The sequence below is a fragment of the Streptomyces rubellomurinus genome (assembly GCF_000961885.1).
GTDB classification, from domain to species: domain Bacteria; phylum Actinomycetota; class Actinomycetes; order Streptomycetales; family Streptomycetaceae; genus Kitasatospora; species Kitasatospora rubellomurina.
In genome coordinates this window covers 1-10,827 of sequence record NZ_JZKH01000151.1, presented here as the reverse complement: position 1 = coordinate 10,827, position 10,827 = coordinate 1, and the positions used below count along the sequence as shown (strand labels likewise).

Sequence of the window (10,827 nt, the reverse complement as noted above, 5' to 3'; positions counted from 1 at the left end):
CGTCGTCGGTGATCCGGCACTTGGTGATGAGGACGAGCGGGTTGGTGACCTGGCGGTCGGCGAGGGCGTCGAGGAGTTGGGTGAGGTGGCGGCGGGTGCGGGGGGTGGCGAGGGCGTCGGTGCAGGTGTAGAGGGCGACGGCGGCGCCGGGGTGGTGGTAGGGGCTGGCGAGCAGGAGGGCGGCCGCGTGGCTGGGGCTGGCCAGTTCGGTGGGGCGTGCGCGGGTGAGGCCGCGGTCCTTGAGGAAGCAGTAGGTGCAGGCCTTGGGGCAGCCCTGGACGGGGTTGAGGGCGAGCCAGCTTTCGTGCTGGTCGACGACGGGTTCGAAGTCGGGCATGGCGGAGGTCGCTTTCCGGGTGGGGCGGGCGGGACAGAGCCCGGTGACTCGGGTTGTCCCGCCCTCTCGGGGTGGCTCCGCCTGGTGGTTCAGGCGGTGCCGATGACGGTGTCGCGCTTGGCGACCCAGGCGAGGGAGTCGCGGATGCCGTCCTCGATGGTGTGCTGGGGCTTCCAGCCGAGGAGGTCGCCGGCGCGGGTGCTGCGGGTGTAGACGCCGGCGGCATCGCCGGGGCGGCGGTCGGTCTCGACGACGTCCAGGTGCCGGCCCGTGGCCGTCTCGAAGGCCGCGACGAGTTCGCGCACCGTGGTGCCGGTGCCGGTGCCGACGTTGATCACCTGGTAGCCGCCGGCGTCGCGCGTCACGGTGTCGAAGTCGAGCAGGGCCTTCAGGTGGGCGTCGGCGAGGTCCCAGACGTGGATGTAGTCGCGGATGCCGGAGCCGTCGCGGGTGGGGTAGTCGGTGCCGGTGATGTGGAACGGCTTGTCGGCGTGGTGGCAGGCGATCATCGCGCCGAGGGCGTGGGTGGGCTGGCGGATCTGCAGGCCCGAGCGCAGCTGGGGGTCGGCACCGATCGGGTTGAAGTAGCGCAGGGAGACGACCTGCAGCTGGCCTGCGGCGGCGATGTCGCGCAGGATTTGCTCGAAGATCTCCTTGGTGCGGGAGTAGGGGCTGAGCGGGTCGGTCGGGGAATTCTCGTCGACGGTGAAGTCGTCGCTGGCCTTGTAGATGGAGCCGGAGGAGGAGAAGAGCAGGCGGGTGCAGTGGTTGCGGACCAGGTGGCTGATGAACTGGATGCCCTTGGCGACGTTGGCCTCGTAGTAGCCGAGCGGGTCGGCGACGGAGTCCGGGACGACGATCAGGGCCGCGCAGTTGACGACGGCGTCGATGTCGGGGTGCTGCTCGAAGATCCGGTCGACGAGGGCGCCGTCCGCGATGTCGCCCTCGTAGAAGGGGCGGCCGCTGGTGAACTCGCGCCGGCCGGTGACGAGGCTGTCCAGGATGACGACCTGGTGGCCCTCGTCGATGAGCTTGGAGGCGATGCTGGAGCCGATGAAGCCGGCGCCGCCGGCGATGAGGAACTTCTTCACGGCGGGGTTTCTCCTCGCGCTTGGGGGTGTGTGGGTGCCCGTGGCGCGAGGCGCCGACCGGGCGGCGACCGTCGCGATCCTACCGGAACCACGGCTGCGCGGCGGCCACGATGATCATCCAACTAGCCGCCTGACAAGGGCTGTTGACGTACAGTCAGCGTGCCAGGGCGGTGGCCGCGGCTTTCGGCCGGCGGGCGGGTCCGCGGCGCAGCGGAAGCCGGTGGTGAAGTTGCTGTAGGTGGGGTCGGCGGCGATGCGTTCGGCGCCGCGCGTCTGGTAGCGGAAGGCCATCCAGCCGCCGCCGCGCAGCACCTTGTAGGTGCCGAGGGTGGAGATGTGCTGGTAGAGGTCGATGTAGGTGCGGTTCGGGTTGTAGGGGTGGTAGGTGGTGGCGGTCCATTCCTGGACGTTGCCGGCCAGGTGTGCGGCACCGCACCAGGAGGTGCCACTGGTGGTGGTGACGGGCCGGGTGCTCGGCAGGGTGGCGGTGTGGTGGTGGGTGGTCCACCAGGTGCGCCAGGCGGGGCCGTCGTTGATCTGTGTGCCCGCCCAGTGTTCGGCGCAGGCGGCGAGGTCGGGGTTCCAGGTATCGCCCCAGGGCCACAGGTGTCCGTGGGGGCCGCGGGCGGCATACTCCCATTCGGTTTCGGTGGGCAGGCGCAGCCCGGACCAGGCGGCGTAGCCGGCGGCGTCGGGCCAGGCGATGTGGACGACGGGGTGGTCGGGGCGCTGGTCGGCGGTGGGTCCGTTCGGGCCGGTGGGCTGGCGCCAGGTGGCGCCGGGGGTTTCGTCCCAGAAGTCGGGTCCGTAGACGAGGCCGAAGCCGCGCTGCTCGGCAACGGTGCGGTAGCGGGTGCTGTTCGCGAAGCGGGCGAACTGGGCGTTGGTGACCGGGTGACGATCGAGGAGGAACCGGCGCACCGGTGTGCGGTGCTGCGGAGTCTCGTCCTCGAACCAGTCTCGGGCCAGGTGCTGCACGGCGGCGACGCCGTCCAGGTGGTCCTCGCTGCTGCCGAGCACCGCGACGCCTGCGGGGACGGTCACCATGTCACGGCCGGGCATGCTGGTCCTCCCTCAGCCAGGCGCGCAGTGCGTCCTCCAGGCCGCGCATCGGCGCGCCGGCAGCGGTGGTCTTGTCGTCGGCGAGTAGCCGGTACTCGGTGTGCTCGGCGAAGGTCTCCTCGATCTGGGCGGGGTGGGCGCCGGTCAGCTCGCGAAGGCGGTGGGTCAGCGTGTAGGGGGTGGTCGAGCCCTCGTTGACGAGGTGGAAGATTCCCCGCTGGCCGTGGCGTAGCAGGGTGAGGAGGGCGTCGGCGACGTCGGGCGCGTACGCGGCGCTGGTGAAGGAGTTGTTGACCATCCGCAGCGTCTCGCCGGCCGTGACCGCCCGGCGCACTCGGCCCGGCAGGCCGCCCCAGGCGCCGCCGGGGCGGGTGCCGAACAGGCAGGCGGTGCGGATCAGCAGCACGCGCGTGCAGTCGTCGAGGACGGCCTGTTCGGCTTCGGCCTTGGCCTGGGCGAGGATGCCGCCGTGGTGGTTGTCGGCCGGCTCGAACTCCCGGCGGCCCACCGGAGCCTCGGTGGCGGTGAAGACGATGTTGCCGCTGACGTGCACGAGGGTGGTGCCCTGGCGCTGGGCGGCGCGGGCCACTGTACGGGCGGCGCCGACGTTGACGGCCATGGCCCGGGCCGGGTCGGCGTTGCACGTGGCGTTGTCGGCCAGGGCGGCCGCGTTGACCACCACGTCGGCGCCGTGGCGCTCGATCGCCCGGGCGACCTGGTGGGCGCTGGTGACGTCGCACCCGGCCCGGGTGAGTCCGACGACCTGGACGCCGGGCGCGGTGGCGCGGTGCACGGCGCCGCCGAGCAGCCCGCTGGCGCCGAGGACGAGAATCCGCATTAGCCTCTCCTTCTTGTTGGTCATCCGCCGGCCAGTGCCGGCACGATCATGAGCGTGTCGCCTTCGTCTAGGGGGGTGGCGAGGCCGCCTTCGAGCGAGCGCAGGTCGGTGTCGCCGAGGTAGACGTTGACGTAGGAGCCGATGCGGCCCTGCTCGGTGAACACCCGCCGGTGCAGGTGCGGGTGCTGCTCGGTCAGGGCCCGCAGGGCGGCGCCGATGGTGGGCGCGTCGACCGGGATCTCGCGTTGGCCCGCGGCCCAGGGCGCCCAGGCTGCGGGGAGGCGGACGACAGCCATCTCCTACGCCTCCTGCCGGCTCGCGCAGTGCTCCTGCGTCCGGCCCGCCTGGCGGGCGTGGAAGGCCAGGACCTCGGCCAGCCCGTCCGCCAGGGTGGTGCGGGGCGCGAAACCCAGCAGGGCGCGGGCGCGGGTGATGTCCGGGCGGCGATTCCACGTATCGTCGAAGGCCCGGGAGTAGTGGTAGCCGCCCTTGTCGACGACGGGCCGCTCGGTGACGAAACCCAGGGCCACCGCGAGGTCCGCCATCGTCTCGGCGAGCTGCAGCATGGACACGTACGCGTCCGGGTCGTCGTTGCCGATGTTGAAGACCGCGTTGCCGCCCTCGGGCAGGGTGCGCCCGAAGGCCAGCGCCCGGGCGATGCCGTCCACCGTGTCGCCGATGTAGCAGAACGCCCGGTGCTGGCCGCCGTGCCCGCTGACCCGCAGCGCCGTGCCGGCGGACACCGCGGCCGCGAACTGCGGGATCACCCTGCGCGCCTGCGGGTAGTCGAACCCCGGCCCGTAGGTGTTGAAGATCCGCACCGACACCGAACGCGCCGGGCACGACGCGAACACCTCCTCGGCCAGGGCCTTGACCTTGGAGTAGTTCCAGCGACTCACGGTCGGCGCCTCGTACACCGTCAGGTCGTCCTCCGCCATCGCCTTGTCCCCGTAGTGCACGCTGTGCAGCCCGTACACGTCCGACGTCGACGAGAACAGCAGCGTGTGCTCGGGCGAGAGCATCGCAGCCAGCTGCGCCGCGTACGTCAGCGCGCCGGCGTGGGCCTGGGCGGCGCCGAGCATCTGCTCGACGCCGACCGTGGGCGCGGCCAGGTGCACCACCGTGCGGTGCCCGTCGATCAGGGCGCGCACCAGGTGGAGGTCGGCGACGTCGCCCGCCACCACCTCGATGCCCAAAGCGGTGAGTTCGCCGACGCTGAAGCGGGCATTGGGGTTGTCCAGCCGGTCCAGCACCGTGACCGGGTGGCCCTGCCGGTGGAGGTTCAGGGCCAGGTGTCGGCCGATGAATCCGGCACCTCCAGTGATGAGTACGTGCTCGTTCAACGTCAGCTCCTCAGAAGTCAGGGGATTCGGCTGTGGTCGATCGGGGTGGTTGGCCGGCGGGCCCGGCCTCGCCGTGGGTTCCACCGCCGGGCCGTGCCTGTTCCTTGCCGGAACGGGCGGATTCTCGGGGGCCCGGCCTCACGGGGAGGCCGGGCTCCGCATCGGCGGTTCGCCAACGAGGCCGCCGGGGTTCGCCGAACCGGCCGTTGCCGGATCGGCTCGGTGTGCGGTGGGCGGGGCGCCGGTTGGAGCAGCGGCGTCGCTCGACTGCGGCCCGCCCCTTGGGGGGCGGGTGCTCTGGAGGTTGGTGGCAGGCTGCCGCGATTCCCCGCGGCAGCCTGCCGCCGAAGGCCCTACGGGCAGACGGTCATGCCGCCGGTATGCGGTCCAGCGTCACCGGGCTCTTGGACAGCGGGATGACCGCCGGCTCGGACAACGACGTCTGCGCACCGATGCCCGTGTGCAACTGCGCGATCAGCAATTCGGTCTTCCGCGCGGCGGCCGTGATGGCCGCTCCCGGCGGCTGTGAGGGCGACGCGTGTGCCAAGAGCTCGGCCCACACGCGCTTGCCTCGCGGCCCGAGGTCCTCGACACCGAACCGGTCGGCATACGTGGTGACGAGCGCGAGGCCCCTCCCACTGACCTCGTCCTCAGCCGCCTTGCGGGGGATGGGCCTGCGGGGGTCGGGGTCGGCGACGGACACCCGGATGGTGCCGTTGCCGCACAGCCTCACCTCCGCGGTCAGGCCGGCGGCAGGGTTCCCGCCGTCGCAGGCGTGGAGCACGGCGTTGTTGGCGAGTTCCGAGAACACCAGCAGGGTGTCGGCGATCCGCTCGTCGTCCGGTGCCGCGCAGACCGCTCGCAATGCCTGGCCGATCCGCTGTCGGGCGGTGCTGACGCTTCGGCGGTCGGCGGGGAACTGGAAGCGGAGATCGATGATGGCGCGCATGGCGGCTCTTTCGTGGCATGTGGTCATCCGAGCTGTGCTGATGCCTACTCAACTCCCCGTCGACATCTTCGGGGAGTGAAATACAGGAGCGGCATGGTGTCTCTAGGAGGGAAAACTTGACCGTCCCATTGCGCACGGACGTGCGCTGCCTGTCACCAGAGGGCTACGGTGAGCGCATGGGGGACAATCCCGAACTGCGCGCCGTGATGAAGGAACTGGGACTCACGCGGCCCGATTTGGTGCTCATGGTCAACCGTGAACTCCTTGCCCTGGGCTGCCCTGGGACCCTGACGGTCAGAACGGTGGCCACCTGGCTCTCCGGACAGTCCCGGTGGCCGCAGGGCAGAATCCGCACTGCACTCGAACGCGCGCTGAAGCGCACGCCCGAGCAACTCGGCTTCATCCCGCCCTACGCCGCCCAGCCCCACGTGCCACCGGAGGAACCCGTGCTCCGCCGCAACTTCCTCGCCGCATCGGCCGCCGTTGCCCTCCCGCCCGCCATCTCCCGAGGCCACGCGGTCGGCCATTCGGACGTCGACCGGCTCACAGCCAGTCTTAAGACCCTCACCGAACTCGACGACCATCGCGGCGGAAACGGGTCCTTGGAGGCCGCAGCGCTCGCAGGCGCGAACCATGCACTCAGCAAGGTCGAATGCACGACCAGCGAAAGCGTACAGAAGCGCCTCTACAGCCTCGCCGCCGACTACACGGCTACCGCAGGCTTCTCCTGCATCGACGACCGCCGCCTGGACAGCGCCGAGCACCACCTGGAAACGGCTCTGCGCCTGGCCGGACTCGGCAACGACCACGTGACCACGCTGCGCGTCTTCAACTGCCTCTCCATGGTCGGGTTCCAACGCAACACTCCCTTGGCCGCCCTGTCGGCCGCCCGCGCTGCCCAGGACGCCCGGGCGACCCGCCGTGACCCGTTCCTCGCCTCCCTCGCCCACGCCCGCACCGCCATCGCCCACTCCACAGCCCACGACCGGCAGGCCGCCCTGCGGTGCCTCGGACGCGCTTGTGATGCGCTCGGCCGCGCGGACGGGCGCGAACGCCCGGCCTGGACCACTTTCTACGGGCCGGCCGAGCTGGCAGCGCTGAGCGCCGTCGTGCACCAACTGCTCGGCGACAGCGCGCAATCCGAGAGCGCGTCACATCGCGCACTGGCCGGCATTCCCCCGCAGTTCCGCCGCAACCGCGCCTCTGCCACCGCCCGCCTCGCACTCGCACAGCTTGGCCAGCACGACATCGAGCAGGCTGCCGACACCGCCACCGGTGTGTACGCGTTGATGGGTGCCGACCCGCTCCCGCCAAGGCTGCGCAGCCTCCTGGGCGACTTCCACCGAGGCTTGATCACCCTGGCGCCGGACTCGCCGGTTACGCGAGAGTGGACCGACAGAGTCCACGCCCAGGGAGCCCATCAGTGACGATCGTCCTGCGCCGCTACGAGGCCGGCGCTCTTCCCGCCGACCACGTGCACCTGCTCATCGACGTCCACGCGGACGCCTACCGGGATCAGGCCGACGACCCGTTCGTCCAGCGATTCGACTGGTTCGCCCGCCACTGGACCTCTCGGCCCGGCTACGCCTGTGTCGTGGCCTACGACGGCGACGAGCCGGTCGGCTACTCCTACGGCGCCCCGCTGGAGGACTCGCGCGAGTGGTGGCGCGGACACCTGCCGCCACCCGCCGACACCTCCACCTTTGCCGTGTCCGAGGTCATGGTGCGCCCCGGCTGGCGGGGGCTCGGCGTCGCCGAACGCACCCATGAGGTGCTGCTGTCCGGCCGGGGGGAGGCTCTGGCCGTGCTCCTGGTCGACGTCACCCACCCTCGGGTCCAGGCCATGTACGAGCGCTGGGGGTACGCGAAGGTCGGCGAGCGGCGCCCGTTCGAGGACGCCCCGCTCTATGCGGTCATGGTCCGCCCCCTCCACAGGCCGCCCGAGGCGGCTCCGGAGAACTCGCCGTCCTAGAAACCGTGTTGTCGTCGGGCCAGCGGCAACGCAGGCCGGTTGCCGCCGAGGACCCGCCGACCTGCCCGGCCCCCGGCCCGCCCGGCCGGGGACCGGCGATGCGGGAGCCGGCGCATCCCGATCCGTGGCCGACTCGGCTGTCCGGAAGGGTGGTTGGCCTTGTGAGGGACGAGGTCGAGGCCGGCCAGCAGGTGCTCTACCGTGTTCAGCCAAAATGCGAGGGAACCCGGACTGTTCCCTACGCGTTCTTTATGGAAGCGTTGAGCATGACGGGGCATCTGCAGGTGAGTATCGTTCCGAACGTCATATACAGTCCGAAACGGGGAGCATGGGTGAATATCGGCCTGAGCTCATGTTCGTCATGCTCCAGTCCCTTGCCGACGGCGGGGGTAAAATAGAGTGGGCATTTCGGAATCGGCCGGAGTGGAAGACGCGATGCATCCAGCAGTGGAAACACTTAGAAGTCTGATGCCTCCACGCGATGCGTGTGGTGACATTGTCGACTGGCGTTCGATTGAGGAAGGCTTGGGCGTTGCCCTGCCGAGTGATTTCCGAGACTTCATTGCCGTTTACGGCGTGGGGTCGATCGACGACCAGTTGGAGATCGCTTCACCTGATGAGGGGGTAGGCGGCGTGGCTATGCTGGCCATGACGCCGTGCGCGTCCAGTGTTCGATGGCTTGAGGAAACCGGGTCTGGCTACCCGCTTTGGCCGGAATCGGGATCTCTCATCTGTTGGGGCAGGCTGAAGAGCTACGGGGAGGCGTACGGCTTTCTGTACTGGCGGTCGGTCGGATCTGAACCGGACCGCTGGCCGGTGGTGGTCTGGAAGCGCGATCGTCGAGAATTCGTCGAGTACCCCCACGGCATGGCAGAATTCCTGGTTCGACTTCTCCGGGAATCAGGATCCCTGCCTCTGGATCGACGAGATGTCTTCGGCGCCCCCCATTCCAGGTTCATCCACTGGCGGGAAGAATCGCGACTGAACTCCGAAAACATCGACCCGTGGCAGTACCTGGAAGACCTGCACGATGAGCTGGACGACCTCGAAAACGATGTCGCAGTCGATATCACAAGTCCAGGTGGGGGTAGCGTCACGTACCGGCGCGATGAAGTCCCGGTCGAGCTGGCGGCACAGGTGGCGCAGCTGAGGGAACTCGCGACGGGGGCCGACTGCGATGGTCTCGTTGCGCCTGTCCAACCGGAGGTATCGGCAGTCGAGGCTCCGCAACTGGTGTTTCTCGGTATCCATCTTCGCGACGGGATCCTCTCGATCAACGCTTCGATCACTCTGGGCGTGCCGGGCCCCGCGCCGCTGCTGCTCTCCGTGCCTCTGCGTTTGTCCGTTCGAACCTCCGGTCCCCACGGAGAGGCGACCTCAAGCGAAGAGTCGTTGATCGTCCATGCCGGTCCTTCACCCGCATCCGGCCGCATCGAGGTGACGAAGGATCGCCCGTTCACGTTCTCGGTGAGCGTGCCGGCTCCTGAGTCGCTTCGGGAGTACGGCCGGCAGTCATCGGACCGAGAGGCTACCGCCGAGCGCTTCGTGGTCATGAGCATCACCGACGAGGGTGTTGGTTTCTTCCGCGCTGCGGCCGGCGTCGCCGCGCCTCCAGGGTCCGAGAGCACCCTTGTCGCCTCCTGGCCCCTTGGTGCGTGATCGCTCTCATCAGGCAGGGGCGCGTGCAGCGTCGTCCCAAGCCTGGATCCAGAGGGCTGGTGGTGGCATTCCTCCGGTACGAGTGCGGTATTGCGGGGCTGAGTCGGCGTAGGTGGAGACGTTCGGCCTCACCGACTACTCCCGCCTCGGCGTGCTCCTGCGCACATGGCACGCCGAGTACGGGGACCGCGTTTGCCCGTCTGTCTCCCCGCAGGGAGGCGGGTACCCCTCCGTCACGGGTCGGCTGGACGGTAGTTTGTCCGGCCGCCCCCACCCGGCTCGCTGTAAACCCTGACAACTTGCCAACAAATGAGCCTAGTTAGCTTATGCAGACCTACCTGCGTTGGCCTGGCTTGCCGGCATCGGCCCTGTGGGCGCACCCCAACCCCCGTGTGCGCCCACAGGCCTGCTGCGCGAGCAATGCTCGGGACTTGTGGATCGGCCTCGGGAGGGGACGCGGAAGGCAGGCCGTGCTCAGCGTAGTCACCGACGACGGCTCCACACAGTCCGGCTCCCTAATCGACGAGATCGTCCGGGCGGGCGCTCGCCGTATGCTCGCTGCGGCGCTGGAGGCAGGAGTAAAACCAGTACATAGCCGAGTTGACGGCGGAGACCGACGATCACGGGCGGCGCCCTCGCGGTGCAGCGCCGTCATCAGAGTGCGGAAGGCGCGCGGGCTCAGCTCGGCGAGCGGGGCTGTCCGGGATGGCTCGGACGCCGTGATCACACCAGCCACATCAAGATGATCTCATCCATGACGGCCATGCCCGGTAAGGCCGGAAGTCGAGAATCCTGCCATGACCGAAGCTGACCACCACGAGGCATCAACCCGTTCATTCCGTGCATGCGCAGCCGAAGTGGCTCGTCTGCTGGACCTTGGGGTTGCGGGCGACGTGCCCGAAGACCGGCGCGCGCGGCAGCTGGCCGGAGCCGCGCGGAGGCTACTGCTGGAACGGGCCAGCCTGCCCGAGGAGTTCTTCGATCCGCTGATGGCTGCTGCCGTCCACCCTCGCCGACACGACCCGTTTCCAGGTTCAGCCGAACGCCATACCTGGCGACGGCGGGGAAGACGATCTCTACGAGGACGAGCACCCCGATGTGGCGGTCCTCCTGTTCGTCGCCTCACCGGCTGCCGCCGAGCCCCTCGATGACGAGCTTTTGGCGGTCGAAGGACTCACCCGGCTCAGATCAGCTCGAAGCTGAGCATCCACCGCTCTACAAGTCTTGACTGGTACTCCGGCTGCGCGTCCTTTCCTCAGTCCTGTCCTGGCTGTGTTGGGTGTTTGTGGGGGCGAGTTCCCGCGTGTTACTGGTGGGTTGGTTAGACTGCGGCGGACTTGGTGTGGTGGTGAAGGGGTGGGGTATGGGCGTCGGGGAGAGCTGGATGACGGCGTGCGAGCCCGGGCGTGAGGAGCCGGTGGGTTTGCGGATACGTCAGGATGTTCCGCATAGTGCGCGGATGTATGACTTCTTCCTTGGTGGGAAGGACAATTTCGCTGTTGACCGTGAGGCGGCTGAGCGTGTTCTGACGGTGTTTCCGACGATGCGTACCGCCGTGCGCGCCAACCGCACCTTC

Annotated in this window: 10 protein-coding genes and 2 pseudogenes; 5 read left to right on the top strand and 7 right to left on the bottom strand. The window is 69.3% G+C overall.

Features of this window, described 5'->3' with window-relative positions:
- The 7 genes and pseudogenes from VM95_RS36025 to VM95_RS35995 all read right to left on the bottom strand — a co-directional run.
- A pseudogene (locus tag VM95_RS36025) lies at positions 1–337 on the bottom strand (hypothetical protein); the annotation flags it as partial.
- Between the two features lie 89 nt (positions 338–426).
- Positions 427–1,428, bottom strand: coding sequence for a UDP-glucose 4-epimerase GalE (gene galE, locus VM95_RS36020; protein WP_045705180.1), 1,002 nt, complete (start codon positions 1,426–1,428; stop codon positions 427–429).
- Positions 1,429–1,542: 114 nt separating this feature from the next.
- A complete protein-coding gene (locus tag VM95_RS36015) occupies positions 1,543–2,490 on the bottom strand; it encodes a formylglycine-generating enzyme family protein (protein ID WP_045705178.1) in 948 nt (315 codons plus the stop codon).
- The gene (locus tag VM95_RS36010) at positions 2,477–3,328 is read right to left on the bottom strand and encodes an SDR family oxidoreductase (protein WP_045705175.1); all 852 of its coding nucleotides are present in this window, start codon (positions 3,326–3,328) and stop codon (positions 2,477–2,479) included. The genes VM95_RS36015 and VM95_RS36010 overlap by 14 nt, the downstream gene beginning before the upstream one ends.
- A gap of 20 nt (positions 3,329–3,348) precedes the next feature.
- Positions 3,349–3,624, bottom strand: coding sequence for a MoaD/ThiS family protein (locus tag VM95_RS36005; RefSeq protein WP_045705173.1), 276 nt, complete (start codon positions 3,622–3,624; stop codon positions 3,349–3,351).
- A 3-nt stretch (positions 3,625–3,627) separates the two neighbouring features.
- The gene (locus VM95_RS36000) at positions 3,628–4,671 is read right to left on the bottom strand and encodes an NAD-dependent epimerase/dehydratase family protein (RefSeq protein ID WP_045705171.1); all 1,044 of its coding nucleotides are present in this window, start codon (positions 4,669–4,671) and stop codon (positions 3,628–3,630) included.
- Positions 4,672–5,038: 367 nt separating this feature from the next.
- Positions 5,039–5,620: an ATP-binding protein gene (locus tag VM95_RS35995; protein ID WP_052707790.1), complete on the bottom strand. Its 582-nt coding sequence runs from the start codon at positions 5,618–5,620 to the stop codon at positions 5,039–5,041.
- A 176-nt stretch (positions 5,621–5,796) separates the two neighbouring features.
- On the opposite strand from VM95_RS35995, the gene VM95_RS35990 reads away from it, so the two are divergent.
- The 5 genes and pseudogenes from VM95_RS35990 to VM95_RS35970 form a co-directional block, all read left to right on the top strand.
- The gene (locus VM95_RS35990; protein WP_045705186.1) at positions 5,797–7,047 is read left to right on the top strand and encodes an NsdA family TPR-like regulatory protein; all 1,251 of its coding nucleotides are present in this window, start codon (positions 5,797–5,799) and stop codon (positions 7,045–7,047) included.
- A complete protein-coding gene (locus VM95_RS35985; protein WP_045705169.1) occupies positions 7,044–7,592 on the top strand; it encodes a GNAT family N-acetyltransferase in 549 nt (182 codons plus the stop codon). Before VM95_RS35990 ends, VM95_RS35985 begins: the two co-directional genes overlap by 4 nt.
- A gap of 423 nt (positions 7,593–8,015) precedes the next feature.
- The gene (locus tag VM95_RS42995; protein ID WP_157882288.1) at positions 8,016–9,251 is read left to right on the top strand and encodes an SMI1/KNR4 family protein; all 1,236 of its coding nucleotides are present in this window, start codon (positions 8,016–8,018) and stop codon (positions 9,249–9,251) included.
- 470 nt (positions 9,252–9,721) lie between these two features.
- Positions 9,722–9,884 (top strand): annotated as a pseudogene (locus tag VM95_RS45750) (IS256 family transposase); the annotation flags it as partial.
- Positions 9,885–10,614: 730 nt separating this feature from the next.
- A partial coding sequence (locus VM95_RS35970) for an SAM-dependent methyltransferase (RefSeq protein WP_208615593.1) occupies positions 10,615–10,827 on the top strand: 213 nt, incomplete at its 3' end.